The following is a 16,710-nucleotide window of genomic DNA, read 5'->3' as shown; positions in this document are numbered from 1 at the left end:
AGTTGATTTTAGATTTAAGAATAAGAGTATTTTTTTAAATGTTGATTTCCAATAAATAATATAAATCATACTGTTAATAGCATTTAAAAAAATTCGATTAGTGTTATAATAAGATTAATGACAAAAAGTGAGGCGAATATATGGATTATCAACAATTATCAAACCGTTTGGAAGCAGTAGCAAATTTAGTGCCACAGGATAGCTTTTTAGCTGATATCGGCTCTGATCATGCGTATTTGCCTGCTCATTTAATATTAAACAACCAGATTACAGGGGCTATTGCCGGTGAAGTGGTTAAAGGTCCTTACGAATCTGCTAAAAAATTAGTTAATGATTTATTACTAACCGATAAAATAGATGTCAGATTAGGAGATGGCTTGGAAGTCATCAAACCTTATGATAACGTGAGTGCTATCACGATTTGTGGGATGGGTGGCACATTAATTCGAGATATTTTAGAACGTGGTAAAAACAAAAACCGTTTAACCCGCAAAGAATTATTAATCTTACAACCAAACGTTGGCTCTCATGTCCTAAGACATTGGTTAGTTGAAAATCATTACATCATTCAAGATGAAAAAATATTGAGTGAAAATGATAAAACATACGAAATTATTGTCGCTGAAGCATCTGATAGAAAAGTAGAGCTAACTGAATCAGAAGAATTATTCGGTCCTGTTTTGATGAAAGAATCATCTGATGTGTTTAAAGCAAAATGGCAATTTGAATTAGAACAATATGAACGCGTAATAAATCAGTTGTCTCAATCTAAAACAAACCAAGATGAGAAAATAGCACAAATCAATCATCAGTGTGATTTAATCAAGGAGGTACTGTCGTGAAAATAACAGGAGCTGAATTTATTAAACAATTTGAATCAGTCGTACCACTAGAACTTGCTGAAGATAATGATCCAGTTGGGTTACATATTGGGACGCTTAATAAACCAATTAACCGCGTGATGATGACATTAGATGTTAGACCGGATGTGGTGCAAGAAGCGATTGATAAAAAGATTGATTTAATCGTGGCGAAACATCCGCCGATTTTTCGTCCAGTTAAGCATTTGTTGGTCGATGATTTTCAAACTAAAATGTATGCTGACTTATTGAAACATGACATTGCGGTCTACGCAGCACACACAAATATGGATATTGTTGACAATGGGTTGAATGATTTGTTTTGCGATATGTTGGGTATTGACGCAACGGATTATTTACGTCAAACTCATGAATATTTTTACCGTAAGTTAGTGGTTTATGTGCCGACAACTCATGCAGAGTCACTGAGAGAAGCGTTTGGTGAAGCAGGTATCGGTGCCTCTCATGACTATGATTACACAAGTTTTTCATCTAGTGGAACAGGTCGTTTTCGTCCACTTGAAAAGGCTCAACCAGCAATTGGTGTCAATCATGAATTAACAAGTGTTGAAGAAGAAAAAATCGAAGTGATGTTTTTACCGCAACAGTACCCAACAGTGTTGTCAATTATTAATGAGTATCACCCATATGAAGAGCCTATGTTTGATATTTTTCCATTAGAAAACATATCAAAAACATATGGAATCGGTCGTATTGGTACTCTGGTACAACCAATTCCATTGCTTGATTTTGTTGAAAAAGTTAAACAGACATTTGGCTTAAATGCCATTCGTTTAACGACTGACACAAAAGATAAACAAGTAAAAACAGTGGCTATTTGTGGTGGTAGTGGTGAGAAATTTTATAAAGATGCCCTTAAAAAAGGGGCAGATGTGTATATTACTGGAGATGTGTATTACCATACGGCTCATGATATGATGGAAGAAGGTTTGTCAGTAATAGATCCAGGTCATTATATTGAGTCAGTATGTAAAAAATATTATGTTGATTTATTTAATCAATGGAAACAACAAAATGATTGGGATGTGACGTTTATCGAAAGTGACGTGAATACCAATCCATTTGAAATAATATAAGGGAGTGTCAATTATGTATACAAATTTAGTACCAAGATTTATCAAGTATGTTAAGACAGAAACAAGATCGGACGCAACAAGCAAGACAACACCATCAACACCAACTCAAATTGCCTTTGCGAAAGAGTTGAAAAAAGAATTAGAAGATATTGGGATGTCAGATGTATTCCATAACGAAGAAAATGGGTTTGTGATTGCTACTTTACCAAGCAATACTGATAAAGACGTGCGTAGTATTGGATTTATCGCGCATATGGATACAGCTGATTTTAACGCTGTTGGTGTGAACCCACAATTTGTAGAAAATTATGATGGTCAAAGTGATATTCCTTTAGACAAAGAAGGCAAGTTTAAGTTAACAGTTAAAGATTTCCCTAACTTAGCTAACTATAAAGGTCAAACATTGATTACAACGGATGGTTCAACTCTTTTAGGTGCTGATGATAAATCAGGGATTGCTGAAATTATGACAGCGATGGAATATTTAGTGAATCATCCAGAAATTAAACACGGTAAAATCATGGTAGCATTTGGTCCGGATGAAGAAATCGGTGTTGGAGCGGATAAATTTAACGTCGAAGAATTCCCAGTAGACTTTGCTTATACAATGGATGGTGGACCAGTTGGTGAATTACAATTTGAAACATTTAGCGCTGCTCAAGCTGAAATTTCAATTGAAGGTAAAAATGTCCATCCGGGTACAGCAAAAGACACAATGATTAATGCGTTACAAGTAGCGATTGATTTACATAATAAATTACCACAAGATGAAGTCCCTGAAAAAACAGATGGTTATGAAGGATTCTTCCATTTATTACAATTAGATGGTGTGCCTGATGAAGCAACTATGACTTACATTATTCGTGATCATGATCGTGAAAAATTTGAAGCACGTAAAGCTTTAATTGAATCCATCGTAAAAGAATTTAACAACGGATTTGGTCAAGAACGTGTGTCATTAAATCTGTTTGATCAATACTATAATATGCGTGAAGTCATCGAAAAAGATATGAGTATCATTGATTTAGTAGACGAAGCCATGCGTAATTTAGACATTGAACCAAATAAAGCACCTGTACGTGGTGGAACAGACGGTTCTAAAATTTCTTACATGGGCTTACCAACACCAAATATTTTCGCTGGTGGAGAAAACATGCATGGACGTTTTGAATATGTGGCAGTTGAAAGCATGGAAAAAGCAACCAGCTTAATTGTCGAAATTGTTAAATTAAATGAAGCAAAAGCCTAAAAATATGAAGACTCGGTGATAATCGAGTCTTTTTTGTGTCTTTTGGTAGATTCTGTCGGTTAAAAGCGCAAAAAAATGTCGTTATCCATTAAATGATTGATTACAATAAATTTATAGTCAAACATCGAGTCTTTTTGTTTGACCTATTTTGACCTAAAGTGTAAAATAAATAATGTAGTTAAGAACAAGGGGGTATTGATATGAATATAGAAAAAATGACTACGACATTGCAACAAGCTATTGCAGAAGCGCAACAAGTTGCAGTCACTCGAAAAAATCAAGAGATTGATATTGTCCACTTATGGAAAATATTCTTACAACCCAATCATTTTGCAAGAAACTTATATGCCGGTATTGGCTTAGATGTTGATGCATTTGAAAGAGAAGTCGATAATGAATTAGATAAATTACCAACCGTTAGTGGAAATGTGCAATATGGACAAAACTTAAGTCAAAACTTGTTTCACTTATTGCAAGAAGCTGACAAGATTAGAGAAAGTTTTAATGATGACTATTTATCAACCGAAGTGGTTATATTAGCGTTAATGAAATTAAAAAATTTCAGCTTAACTCGTTTCTTAATGGCTCAAAAGGTGACAGAAGCGGAGTTAACTGAGCGAATAAAAGATTTGAGAGGAGGAGAACGTGTGACTAGTCAAAATCAAGAAGAACAATATGAAGCACTAGAAAAATACGGAACAAACCTTAATGAAGCAGTAAAATCTGGGAAACAAGACCCAATCATAGGGCGTGACGAAGAAATTCGTGATGTGATTCGTATTTTATCACGTAAAACAAAAAATAATCCAGTATTAATCGGTGAACCTGGTGTTGGTAAAACAGCCATCATCGAAGGATTAGCACAACGTATTGTGAAAAAAGACGTTCCTGAAAACTTAAAAAATAAAACCATTATCTCTTTAGATATGGGTTCATTAATTGCTGGAGCTAAATTCAGAGGTGAATTTGAAGAACGTCTAAAAGCAGTTCTAAAAGAAGTCAAAAATAGCGATGGCGAAATTATTTTGTTCATCGATGAAATTCATACAATAGTAGGTGCTGGTAAAACAGAAGGTAGTATGGATGCCGGAAACTTACTTAAACCAATGCTTGCTCGTGGTGAGTTGCATTGTATTGGGGCAACTACTCTTGATGAGTACCGTGAATACATGGAAACTGATAAAGCCTTAGAAAGACGTTTCCAAAAAGTATTAGTGAAAGAACCGACTGTTGAAGATACCATTAGTATTTTACGTGGATTGAAAGAACGTTTTGAAATCCATCATGGAGTAAACATTCATGATAATGCGTTAGTTGCTGCAAGTACATTATCTAACCGCTACATCACTGATCGTTATTTACCAGATAAAGCGATTGACTTAGTCGATGAAGCGTGTGCAACCATTCGTGTTGAGATGAATTCTATGCCAACTGAATTAGACCAAGTAACTAGACGTTTGATGCAGTTAGAAATTGAAGAAGCGGCACTTAAAAAGGAAGATGACGACGCAAGTAAAAAACGTTTAGACATTCTTCAAGGTGAATTAGCAGAGTTAAGAGAAGAAGCTAATACGCTTAAAATGCAATGGGAAACTGAGAAAGAAGAATTAAACAAAGTAAATGAAAAACGTTCTGAGTTAGATCAAGCTAGAACACAACTTGAAAACGCAGAAAGTAACTACGATTTAGAAGAAGCTGCTGTGTTACGTCATGGAACGATTCCAAAACTTGAAAAAGAGTTAAAAGAATTAGAAGAAAAAGAAAAACATGATGGCCGTATGGTACAAGAAGTGGTAACTGACAAAGAAATCGCAGTTGTAGTTGGTCGTTTGACTGGTATCCCTGTGAAACGACTTGAAGAAGGCGAAAGAGAAAAAATCTTGCGTTTAAATGAAACACTCCATAAACGTGTGATTGGTCAAGATGAGGCAGTCGATGCCGTGTCTGACGCGGTGATTCGTTCTCGTGCTGGATTGCAAGATCCTAATCGTCCACTTGGCTCATTCCTATTCTTAGGACCTACTGGCGTGGGTAAAACAGAGTTAGCGAAATCATTAGCTGAAAACTTATTTGATTCTGAAGACCACATGGTACGTTTGGACATGAGTGAGTACATGGAAAAACATAGCGTGTCTCGTTTAGTCGGAGCTCCTCCTGGCTATGTTGGTTACGAAGAAGGCGGCCAATTAACAGAGGCAGTAAGAAGAAGTCCATACACCATTGTTTTACTTGATGAAATTGAAAAAGCTCATCCAGATGTGTTTAACATTTTACTTCAAGTATTGGATGATGGTCGTTTGACTGACTCTAAAGGTCGTGTCGTTGACTTTAAAAACACTGTGTTAATCATGACAAGTAATATTGGGTCTCAATTATTACTTGATGGCGTAGATGAAGATGGAAACGTATCAGAAAGTGCTAAAGAAGGTGTACTTGAAATGTTACGCGGCCACTTTAAACCTGAATTCTTAAACCGAATTGATGATACTATCTTGTTTAGTCCACTTAGTCTAGACAATGTGAAAGATATCATCGTGAAAATGACTGAAAGCTTAACTCGTCGTTTATCACATCAAGATATTCAATTAACAATCTCTGATGAAGCGAAAACTTGGATTGCCGAACAAGCATACGACCCAATCTACGGGGCTCGTCCAATTAAACGTTTCTTAACGAAAGAAGTGGAAACACCTCTTGCTAAAGAAATTGTGGCTGGAAAAATTGGTCCTAAAACAGACGTCATGATTGAAGTAGTAGATGGTAAATTATCATTTACTGCATTACAAACTGAAGAGTAGTATAATAAAAAGCAAAGATGTTAAATCATCTTTGCTTTTTTTAGTAAGGAGAGGAGCTAATCATGAAACATAAAAAACAATTATTAGTAGTGGGATTATTAAGTATGACAGTAATCATGTTATCAGGTTGCCAAGATATTATGAATTCATTTAAACAGTTTGAACAAAGTTTTAAAGGTTTAGAGATGACTGTTAGAACGTATGATGAACAAAGTCAAGTGATGGATCAAATTCAAGGAAAATCAGTCAAAATTGAACGGGATGATACTTTTGACACAGATGAAGATAGTAAAGATTCCAGTGTCATTCAAATCACTGTTGGTAGAAATGAAATGCATCATGTTGGCTCATCAATGATTATCGAAGAAAAAGGGTTGACGAATATTTTTGATGAATATGCTGACAAAGTAGATATCAACAACACTAAAAGAAGCGTACCAATGATCAATTCAATGGTGAATGATTTTAGTAATTCGTTTAAAGGAAAAAACAAAGTGATTTTGATAAGAAGCCAAAATGGAACCCCACTGGCTACCTATGCTGGAAATAAAGTATCAATGTATTCAACGGATGTGCCAAAAAGTACGGGGATTTTAATTGATGGAAAATATTTGTTTATTTACCGATGTGACTACACAATCTATGATAAGGCGTTAGTTGATTAATCTTTAATATTAAAAAGAAGCGACTATTATGGCTTCTTTTTTTTATTTGATCTGACAGGTTTCATTGTATTTATAAAGCAATCATATTGATTTTTTTTATGTTATTTTCCAATTATATTACTCTTTTAAGTAATGATGAGTGAAATAATAAGATTGAGAGCGTTTTTAAATGATAGGATTTTAGTAAAATAACGTCATTTGAGTTTAAAAATAATTATTTTGTGATACCATAAGAGGTATATTAGATTAGGAGGAAGTTAGTATGACAGTTCAAACATTTAAAACAGTAGCAGAGAATACTCAAGGAGTACAAGTTTCCGTAAAATCAAGAGGTTTTGAATTTGTATTAGATGAACCTAAAAATCTAGGCGGAAATGATACTGGAATGAATCCAGTGGAAGCGTTATTAGGTGCATTAGGGGCTTGTAAGGTCATTGTAGCTAAAAGCTTTGCCGCTTATCATAAAATTAATCTAAAATCTATCAAAGTAGAAGTAGAAGGCGAATTAGATACAGATGGTTTTTCAGGAAAAAATCCAAATGCTAAAGTTGGTTTTTCTAAAATCGTGTCAAACTTTTATATCGACGCTGATAATACAGACGAAGAAATTGCTGATTACGTGCGTTTTATCAACAAAACATGTCCAGTAGCAGATACAATTGAAAACGCTCCTGAAATGGAATCGTATATTATTAAATAATTTTTTCACTAGACTAGTCCTTAGGGCTAGTTTTTTTTATTGAATGGGTACTAAATAAGATTAACAAAAGCTATTTAGTTTGGTATAATGCGTATTGTGCTATATAGAAGGGAGGAGTGAATTAATGGCAAATAATCAGTCGAACAATAAATATCGCTTATTATTAAAAGGGTTTTTGGTTATTTATGTGATTGAATTAATTTGGTTTTTATATTCTCAAATTATTAAACCACTAATGAATGGAAATACTTTAAATATGGGCTCAGTTGAGCTAGCTATTTTATTGGCAGTTGCTCTTATTGTTGTATTAATCTTTTACATGTTGAAAAAATCGCGTAAGGTTAGCGGTATTGTGTTATCTATTTTTGGTGTTAGTTTAATTCTTTTTGGTATTCTTGCCCCACTGTTAGATGTGTATATACCGTTTCTATGGCATTTATTTCACTAAATAAACAAGGAAAGTACAAAGTTAAATCTTTGTACTTTTTATTTATTTAACGTTAAATTAGATGTTTTCTATCTAGAGGTATGTTAGAATAAATAAAGTGAAATTAAAGGAATGATAAATGATGAATTTTTCTGATAAGCGTAAACACTTTAGATTTCCTGTTTATGATGATGAGACAGGAGTCAAATTAAATAGAACATCACAACAGTTGGGTGATAATGCTAAACGAACTGTGAGTAGTCAAGAAAATGACACAGTTATCTTAGATCCTATCGAAATGGTTTCTGAACCAAAATATTTTGGGGAAGATGGTTTGCCAGAGATGGAAATCGAACGAGCTGAACCGAATCGAAGTGTGCAACAAAAAATTAACGTAAAAAAAGCTAAAACACCAGTGACTTCTAAAACGGTGACACCAAAGAAAACGGCAGAAAAGACGGTTAACTTAAATAGTAGCAATATTGAAATTAAGAAGATGAATAATCAGGTTTATGCTGAGCCTAGTGAACAAGAATATAAAGCACCACAATCATCTTTTTCTAATAAGTTATATGAGACAGATCAAAATGGCCAAGCTAAATACCGTAAACGACATAATAATCGTAAACCATTTGAATCTTCTTATCACTTACCTGGAGAAAACCCACAAGATTTATTCAAACCTAAGTATATTCCAGCATCATTGATTGATGATAAACCAGCTAGTAATAGTGACATTGAATCAACACAAGTCATGAAAGAGTTAAGACAATCGGCTAAAGATAATTTGTTAATGATGGATGAATTAGACCCAGTAGAAATGGTTGATGATACCACACCAATATCAGCTAAAAAAAATAATCGATTAGAAAAATCATTGTCTGGTATTATGCAAGATGAATCAAGTCAACACTCAGACAACTTTTATTTTGATTAGGGAAATACTTACTGGAATCAGTGGATTCTTGTAAGTATTTTTTATTGAATTGTTATCTTAATTGTAAGATAATACAGGATAGTAATAATTTATTATATTAACAGAGGAGCTTTTCTATGGAACTGCATAAAAATAAAACGTACCACTTTGTCGGAATTAAAGGAACAGGAATGAGTGCATTAGCTCTTATTTTGCATCAAAAAGGATTTACAGTACAAGGATCTGATATTGACAAATATATCTTTACTCAAAGAGAATTAGAATTGGCTAACATTCCAATTAAACCATTTCAAGAAGTAAATATACAAGATGACATGGTAGTTATCGCTGGGAATGCTTTTCCAGACAGTCATATTGAAATAAAAGCCGCACTTAAAAAAGGATTACCGGTTATTCGTTATCATAAATTTTTAGGAGAATTTATTAAGCACTTTACAAGTGTTGCGGTAACTGGTTCTCATGGAAAAACAACCACAACTGGTCTTTTATCTCATGTGTTTTCTGGAATCGAGCCAACAAGTTATTTAATTGGAGATGGAACGGGTCATGGTGAACCAGGAGCAAAATTCTTCTGTTTTGAAGCATGTGAATACCGACGTCACTTTTTAGCGTATTCGCCTGATTATGCGATTATGACAAATATTGATTTTGATCATCCTGATTATTATCATGGCATTGAAGATGTATTTGATGCATTTCAGTCATTTGCTAATCAAGTGAAAAAAGGGATTATTGCCTTTGGTGATGATAAAAACTTAAGACGCTTGAAAACAGATGTGCCAATCTACTATTATGGTTTAAATGATACAGATGATTTCCAAGCGGTTAATATCGAGCGAACAACTGAAGGGTCATCATTTGATGTGCTTCATAAAGGGGACATGATTGGCTCATTTAAAGTACCAACATATGGCGTGCACAATATTTTAAATGCTTTAAGCGTGATTGCGATTTCTCATTTAGAAGGATTTGATATGAGTTTAGTCGCCAAAGAGATGTTAACATTTGGTGGCGTGAAACGTCGCTTTAGTGAAAAACGTGTTTCTGATATGATTATTGTTGATGACTATGCGCATCACCCAGCAGAAATAAAAGTGACCATTGATGCTGCGCGACAAAAATATCCTGAAAAAGAAATTATTGCTGTCTTCCAACCACATACGTTTACTAGAACCATTGCGTTATTGGATGAATTCGCTGAATCACTAGATCATGCTGACCAAGTTTATTTATGTGATATCTTTGGTTCTGCAAGAGAAGAAATTGGTTCAGTAAAAATTGAAGATTTAGGCGTTAAAATTTCAAAAGGTGGCGATTTAATTACACTAGAAAATATGTCACCACTACTTGATTACAAAGAGGCTGTTGTGATTTTTATGGGAGCAGGAGACGTACAGAAATTTGAAGTGGCGTATGAAAGTTTATTAGGAAACACTCGTCCAAATACAATGTAGTTGGTGATTGTTTTCTGATATGATAAGATAAAAAGGAAGGGAGAGGTAATCATCGATTCGTCAAAAAATAAAATTAAAGCCATTACGGAATTTAATGAAGGAGAGATTTTAAGCATTACAGAAACCTTAGAAGATAGCCAAATTTTACTCTATCTAGGATTAACCAAAGATGCGAACCCTTTATTTATTCAAACAGAATTTGCTGAAGAAACGATTAATGATGCGCCAATTGTACCAAGTGTCATGCTAATGGGAATTATCTCGAGTAATATCTCAAAACATTTACCTGGTCCAGGGTGGAATATTGTGAATCTAACATTTAACTTGTTAAGAAATGTGTATCATGGTGAAACATTGACCTTTCATTTTGAAATCATAAACATTGACGAGTTGAAGAGAACGATGACACTTTCTGTTAAAGCGTATGATTATGATGATGAACGTATTTTAAATTCGGTGGTTATTGTCGAACTTAATACAAAAGAGAAAGTGAGAGATGTCAATGAATCAACAACATCAAACAATTGAACATACAAATGGTTTAGCGAAATTTTATAGTAAAGTATATGGTTATTTAGGAGTTGGCTTAGGTATTAGTGCCTTAATTTCTTACTTAGTGCTTAATGTATTTGCTGAATCTGTTTTACCAGTTATTTTTGGTAATCCATTACTATTTTGGGGTATGTGGATAGCACAACTTGTACTAGTTGTTTACCTTGGAAAAAATGCGTTTAATGATTCAGCTAAATCATTAATTGGGTTTATCGCCTATTCCGCTTTAACTGGTGTGACCATTTCTGTCACGCTTGCGATGTACAATCAACAAGCCATTGTTAGTGCGTTTGTTACAACGGCGATTATGTTTGTTGGGATGTCACTACTTGGTGTGTTTATCAAAAAAGATTTAAGTGCCATAGGTCATGCTTTATATAGTTTAGTGATTGGTGTGATTATTGCGACACTGATTAACGTATTTTTCTTAAAAAGTGCCCCAGTTGATTATTTTATTTCTTATTCAATGGTTGTCATTTTTGCCGGATTAATTGCATATGATAATCAAAAGATTAAATTAATCTATCAAGAAAGTGGTGCGAAAACAGCATCAGGTTTAGCTGTTTATTGTGCATTAAGTTTATACCTTGATATCGTCAACTTATTCTTAGCGTTAGTAAGAATTTTCGGTAGAGATTAATACAAGTAAGAGAAGTCCTTTTAAAAAGGGGCTTCTTTTTTTTGACATCTTTTTTGTTATAGTTGACATATAACAAAATTTGTTATACTATAACTATAACAAAAAGAGGTGAGACCATGATAGAGATTGATACAGAGAGTATTATCCCAATATATAGTCAGCTAATGTTTCAAATAAAGCGAGCAATTGTATTAGGGAATCTAAAGAAGGGACAAAGTATGCCAAGCGTGAGATCGCTGGCAGGAGACATTGGAGTGAATTTGCATACGATTAATAAAGCGTACAAATTACTTGTAGAAGAGGGTGTATTGGTTCAAGAAAAAAAAGGCTTTACAGTGAGTTGTGAAAAACCAATTCAAACCAGTGAAGAAAATAAAAAACAAATTCAACAAAAATTAGATGAAATTATTATCGATGGGTTAATTTTTGATTTAGATATAGAGGCATTAATTGAGCAAAGATTAAATATACTTGAAGGATGTGAAATAAATGATTTGGATAATTAGTGCTTTACTTTTATTTTTAGGGTTTTCAATGGCTATGACACCTTACATAACACAAAGAGGGATTATTTTTGGTGTGACTTTATCAAAAGAAACCGATGAAATCATTCAGTTAAAGAAACGATATTTTAATCAAAATATGCTATTAAGCATAGTGATGATACTATTGTTTATTTATTTTGATAAAGGATTAAATCTATCAGAGGAAAAATTGAGCATTATAATGGTGGTCTTTATCTCCCTTCAAATGGTATTTGGGATTGTCGCCTATTTCATTGCGAATCGACAAGTAGCATGTTATAAAAACAAACTAATTGAAGAAGGATATAAACCAAACCAAAAAATGGTGCTTGATTTAAATTACCGAGAGACCATGACAATTTTTCCAACGGGGTTATTAGTTTCTATTCAACTTATTATTATCGCAATCGAAATAATTATCACAATCAAAAATCAAGCAATTATCCCTGATAAAATCATCATGCAATGGGATTTTCAAGGGAACCCTACAAGAATAGTTGATAAAACATGGTTTAATATTTATTCTTTACCCATTATTCAATTAGTCATGGTATTTATATTAAGCTTCACCAATGAATCATATAAACGTGGCAAACAACGTGTGATGAATAAACAGTCAGTTAAATGGAGTCAGTCTTTTAGAAAAATCTCTTCTTATATAGGAGTAGTAATCGCTATCTTGGCACAAATCATGATGTTTAGCATCCAAATGACTAGTGTGGTACCATTTCTGACTGAAAAGACTATGTCTAAGATAGTATTTATTCTTTTAGGACTCATGTTTCTCACTATTATCAGTTTAATGGTGATTTATGGACAAAGTGGTTCTAGATTAAATCCATCAAGTGTGACACCACAAGCCTACGATGATGATAAATATTGGAAATGGGGGATGTTTTACTTTAATCGAGAGGATCCATCCTTTTGGGTTGAAAAGCGAATGGGTATTGGCATGACAATTAATCTGGCTAATTGGAAAGCAGTGGCATTTGTGGTGATACCGATTGTTTTTATTTTAGGCGTGTCGTTTTTTATTAGTTAACCATAAAAACACAGAATCTAAGGATTTTGTGTTTTTTTATTAATTATTATTGGTATGGCTGGCAATGAACAGAAATCATTCCTTTTTATTTTACTGGTTATTATAAAGTTTTATTTACATAAACTATTATCGCAAACAAGATAATCTTTTAAAAAAATAATGCAACTAGACAAAAATAAACCTCTTTAGGATTTTTAACTTTCGCAATAGCATGTAAAATTTGATAGAATATTAACAGAAGAATAGAAATGGAGTGTCATAATGGCGAAGAAAAAATTATTATTAGTCGATGGAAATAGTATTGCATTTAGAGGATTCTATGCACTCTATCAGTCACTTGAACGTTTCAAAAATAACAATGGTTTACATACAAATGCTTTATATGCAGTCAATAATATGTTAGAAAATATATTAGCTAAAGAAGAACCAACTCATGTATTAGTAGCATTTGATGCAGGAAAAACAACCTTTAGACATGCATTTTACGAAGATTATAAAGCGGGACGAGCAAAAACACCAAGTGAATTTAAGGAACAAATGCCTTATTTACGAGATTTAATTGAAGGGCTTGGAATGAAGCATTTTGAACTAGATAATTATGAAGCAGATGATATCATTGGAACACTTGCAACAAACTATGCCTCGGAGGAAATAGATGTTGTGGTGTTATCTGGAGATAAAGATTTAACTCAACTAGCAAGTGAGTACACGAAAGTTGATGTAACGGTTAAAGGTGTCAGTGAAATCGAAAGTTATACACCTGAGCATATTATGGAAAAATATGAATTAACTCCGTCACAAATTGTCGACATGAAAGGTCTTGCAGGCGATCAATCAGATAATATTCCTGGTGTCACTAAAATTGGTGAAAAAACAGCTATCAAGTTATTAAAAGAGTATGGCACAGTTGAAGGTATCTATGAACACATTGATGATATGAAAAAAAGTAAAATGAAAGAAAATCTGATTAATGAAAAAGACATTGCCTTATTAAGTAAAAAACTAGCCACCATTGATACAAATGTTCCACTAGATATGACGCTAGATGATTTAGTTTATAATGGGAAAAATCTAGAAAAGTTAATATCTTTTTATAAAGAAATGGATTTTAATTCATTCTTGGCAAAATTAGATACCAGTAATGTAGAAAGTGATTTAGTTGAAAAAGTCGCGATTCATTATGAGGTTGTGTCAGATTTAACAGAAGATATGTTCACCTCAGGTATGACGTTTTATGCGGAGATGTTAGGAGAAAATTATCATACTTCCCCAATTGTTGGGTTTGCTTTTGGAAACAAAGAAAAAGTCTATGTGACAGACAATATGGACTTACTTTCGCATCCTTTGTTGATTCAGTGGCTTCAAGACAACGAAAAAACGAAAAAAGTTTTTGATGCAAAAAGACAATATGTGGCGTTAAATCGTTATGACATTAAACTTGAAAATGTTAAATTTGATATGCTATTAGCTGCGTATTTAGCTGATTCAACGAATAATAGTGAAGACTTAGCTCAAATCGCTCATTTTTATGATTATTATGATGTGGATCGTGATGAAGTGGTTTATGGAAAAGGAGCAAAGAAAGGATTACCTGAATCCATTGACATGTTATATGAGCATTTGGCTCGTAAGGTTGTCGCAATAGACTCATTGTATGAGCCAATCATGACAGATCTTGAAGATAAGAACCAAGCTGATTTATTTTATGACATCGAATTACCAATTGCGTTGATTTTAGCTGATATGGAAATAGAAGGCATCACGGTGAATGCGAGTCGATTGCAAGAAATGAAAGGCGAATTTGCTGAGAGATTAAGTGAGATTGAACAAACCATTTACGGTATTGCCGGTGAAGAATTTAATATTAATTCACCAAAACAATTGGGTGTGATTTTATTTGAAAAAATGGGATTGCCTGTTATTAAGAAAACAAAAACCGGTTATTCGACAGCGGTTGACGTATTAGAAAAATTACAGGGTGAGTCACCAATTATTGATAGTATTTTGTCTTATCGACAGTTAGCTAAAATTCAATCAACGTACGTGGAAGGCTTGTTAAAGGTCATTTTTGAAGACAATAAAATCCATACCAGATACATTCAAACACTAACTCAAACAGGGCGACTAAGCTCAGTTGACCCGAACTTGCAAAATATTCCAATCCGATTAGAAGAAGGGCGTAAAATTCGTCAAGCATTTGTCCCACGACAAAAGGGATGGAAATTATTCGCGTCTGACTATTCTCAAATTGAGTTGCGTGTGTTAGCTGCTATCTCTAATGATGAGCATTTAAAAGAAGCGTTTATTGAAGGAATGGATATTCATTCAAGTACAGCGATGCGTGTGTTTGGTATTGAAAAAGCTGAAGACGTAGATAGCAATATGCGTCGCCAAGCAAAAGCCGTTAACTTTGGGATTGTGTACGGAATTAGTGATTATGGCTTATCTCAAAATTTAGGCATTACACGAAAAGAAGCACAAGAGTTTATCGACCGTTACTTTACGATGTATCCAGGTGTTAAAAAATATATGGAAGACATTGTACGAGAAGCAAAAGATAAGGGATATGTTGAAACGTTGTATCATCGTCGCCGTTATTTACCAGATATTAATGCTAGAAACTTTAATCTACGCTCATTTGCTGAAAGAACAGCGATTAACACACCAATTCAAGGAAGTGCTGCTGATATTTTAAAAATTGCGATGATTAAGATACATAAACGATTAAAAGAAGAAAACCTGCAAGCAACGATGTTGTTACAAGTACACGATGAGCTAGTATTTGAAGCACCTGAAGAAGAAATACCAGCCTTGCAACAATTAGTTGAAGAAACCATGAACCATGCCGTTGAATTATCTGTCCCACTTAGAGCAGATAGTAGCTATGGTGACACATGGTATGATGCCAAATAAGATAAAGGGGTAGAGTGAATGCCTGAATTACCAGAAGTTGAAACAGTCAGAAAAGGACTGGTTCAACTTGTTAAAGGAAAAGAAATTAGTAATGTTATCGTTGATTGGGGAAGAATTATTGAGTCCCCTGAAGTAGACGAATTTATTCATACATTAGTCGGTCAAACGATTTTAGATGTGGACAGACGTGGTAAATTTTTGATTTTTAAATTAAGTCATCATGATATGATTAGCCATTTGCGAATGGAAGGAAAATTTGAGTATCATAATCAAACAGATGACATTCAAAAACATACCCATATGCGTTTTCAATTTACTGATGGAACGGAATTACGTTATTTAGATGTTAGAAAATTTGGTCGCTTATCATTAGAACCTAAAGGACTGGGTGAAGAGTACAAAGGAATAAAAAAACTTGGTCCGGAACCTGTTTTACCAGATTTTGATTTAGAGATTTTTAAGCAGCAATTAAAGAAAAAACATCGTGCTATTAAGCCACTATTATTAGATCAAACACTTGTCACAGGGTTAGGCAATATTTATGTAGACGAAGCATTGTATCAGTCTTGTATTCACCCAGAGCAGATAGCGTCAAAACTAACGGATAATGAAGTTGAAACACTTCATCAAGCTATTATTGATGTCTTAGCAACAGCTGTAGAGGCTGGTGGAACAACCATTAGAACATATAAAAATGCTCTAGGTGATGCTGGTCATTTTCAAGTGTATTTATCGGCATATGGCAAACAAGGTGAACCTTGCAAACGTTGTGGGCACACGATTGAAAAAATAAAGGTAGCCCAACGTGGCACGCACTTTTGTCCTATCTGTCAAGTCACTCATGATTAGGGG

At 33.8% G+C, this 16,710-nt stretch carries 15 protein-coding genes; all 15 read left to right on the top strand.

Features of this window, described 5'->3' with window-relative positions; genetic code table 11:
• Positions 1 to 140 precede the first annotated feature (140 nt).
• The 15 genes from G314FT_RS07825 to mutM all read left to right on the top strand — a co-directional run bounded on the left by G314FT_RS07825 (position 141) and on the right by mutM (position 16,707).
• The gene (locus G314FT_RS07825; RefSeq protein WP_257700248.1) at positions 141 to 842 is read left to right on the top strand and encodes a tRNA (adenine(22)-N(1))-methyltransferase; all 702 of its coding nucleotides are present in this window, start codon (positions 141 to 143) and stop codon (positions 840 to 842) included.
• Positions 839 to 1,957: a Nif3-like dinuclear metal center hexameric protein gene (locus G314FT_RS07820; RefSeq protein WP_257700247.1), complete on the top strand. Its 1,119-nt coding sequence runs from the start codon at positions 839 to 841 to the stop codon at positions 1,955 to 1,957. The genes G314FT_RS07825 and G314FT_RS07820 overlap by 4 nt, the downstream gene beginning before the upstream one ends.
• Before the next feature lie 13 nt (positions 1,958 to 1,970).
• Positions 1,971 to 3,206 (top strand): peptidase T, encoded by a 1,236-nt coding sequence (pepT, locus tag G314FT_RS07815; protein WP_257700240.1) that lies wholly within the window; start codon positions 1,971 to 1,973, stop codon positions 3,204 to 3,206.
• 200 nt (positions 3,207 to 3,406) lie between these two features.
• Positions 3,407 to 6,004 carry an ATP-dependent chaperone ClpB gene (gene clpB / locus G314FT_RS07810; protein WP_257700239.1) on the top strand — a complete coding sequence of 866 codons (2,598 nt, stop codon included), beginning with the start codon at positions 3,407 to 3,409 and terminating at the stop codon, positions 6,002 to 6,004.
• A 62-nt stretch (positions 6,005 to 6,066) separates the two neighbouring features.
• Complete coding sequence (locus tag G314FT_RS07805) at positions 6,067 to 6,669, top strand: DUF5052 family protein (protein WP_257700238.1); 603 nt, start codon at positions 6,067 to 6,069, stop codon at positions 6,667 to 6,669.
• 262 nt (positions 6,670 to 6,931) lie between these two features.
• Positions 6,932 to 7,369 (top strand): OsmC family protein, encoded by a 438-nt coding sequence (locus tag G314FT_RS07800; RefSeq protein ID WP_125955610.1) that lies wholly within the window; start codon positions 6,932 to 6,934, stop codon positions 7,367 to 7,369.
• A gap of 124 nt (positions 7,370 to 7,493) precedes the next feature.
• A complete protein-coding gene (locus G314FT_RS07795; RefSeq protein ID WP_257700236.1) occupies positions 7,494 to 7,817 on the top strand; it encodes a hypothetical protein in 324 nt (107 codons plus the stop codon).
• A 118-nt stretch (positions 7,818 to 7,935) separates the two neighbouring features.
• Positions 7,936 to 8,733 carry a hypothetical protein gene (locus tag G314FT_RS07790; RefSeq protein WP_257700234.1) on the top strand — a complete coding sequence of 266 codons (798 nt, stop codon included), beginning with the start codon at positions 7,936 to 7,938 and terminating at the stop codon, positions 8,731 to 8,733.
• Between the two features lie 116 nt (positions 8,734 to 8,849).
• Entirely contained in the window at positions 8,850 to 10,187 is a 1,338-nt protein-coding gene (murC, locus tag G314FT_RS07785) for a UDP-N-acetylmuramate--L-alanine ligase (protein ID WP_257700232.1), read from the top strand.
• Between the two features lie 48 nt (positions 10,188 to 10,235).
• Positions 10,236 to 10,715, top strand: coding sequence for a MaoC family dehydratase (locus tag G314FT_RS07780; protein WP_125955617.1), 480 nt, complete (start codon positions 10,236 to 10,238; stop codon positions 10,713 to 10,715).
• The gene (locus G314FT_RS07775; protein WP_257700230.1) at positions 10,690 to 11,379 is read left to right on the top strand and encodes a Bax inhibitor-1/YccA family protein; all 690 of its coding nucleotides are present in this window, start codon (positions 10,690 to 10,692) and stop codon (positions 11,377 to 11,379) included. Before G314FT_RS07780 ends, G314FT_RS07775 begins: the two co-directional genes overlap by 26 nt.
• Before the next feature lie 116 nt (positions 11,380 to 11,495).
• Complete coding sequence (locus G314FT_RS07770) at positions 11,496 to 11,885, top strand: GntR family transcriptional regulator (RefSeq protein ID WP_257700228.1); 390 nt, start codon at positions 11,496 to 11,498, stop codon at positions 11,883 to 11,885.
• Entirely contained in the window at positions 11,869 to 12,945 is a 1,077-nt protein-coding gene (locus G314FT_RS07765) for a DUF1648 domain-containing protein (protein WP_257700224.1), read from the top strand. Before G314FT_RS07770 ends, G314FT_RS07765 begins: the two co-directional genes overlap by 17 nt.
• Positions 12,946 to 13,206: 261 nt before the next feature.
• Positions 13,207 to 15,858, top strand: a complete 2,652-nt coding sequence (gene polA, locus G314FT_RS07760) for a DNA polymerase I (RefSeq protein ID WP_257700223.1) — start codon at positions 13,207 to 13,209, stop codon at positions 15,856 to 15,858.
• Positions 15,859 to 15,876: 18 nt separating this feature from the next.
• Positions 15,877 to 16,707, top strand: a complete 831-nt coding sequence (gene mutM / locus G314FT_RS07755) for a DNA-formamidopyrimidine glycosylase (RefSeq protein ID WP_257700222.1) — start codon at positions 15,877 to 15,879, stop codon at positions 16,705 to 16,707.
• The last annotated feature ends 3 nt before the right edge of the window (positions 16,708 to 16,710 follow it).

The sequence above is a fragment of the Vagococcus luciliae genome (genome assembly GCF_024637875.1).
Classification (GTDB): Bacteria; Bacillota; Bacilli; order Lactobacillales; family Vagococcaceae; genus Vagococcus; species Vagococcus luciliae.
This window is presented reverse-complemented; position numbering and strand designations above follow the sequence as displayed.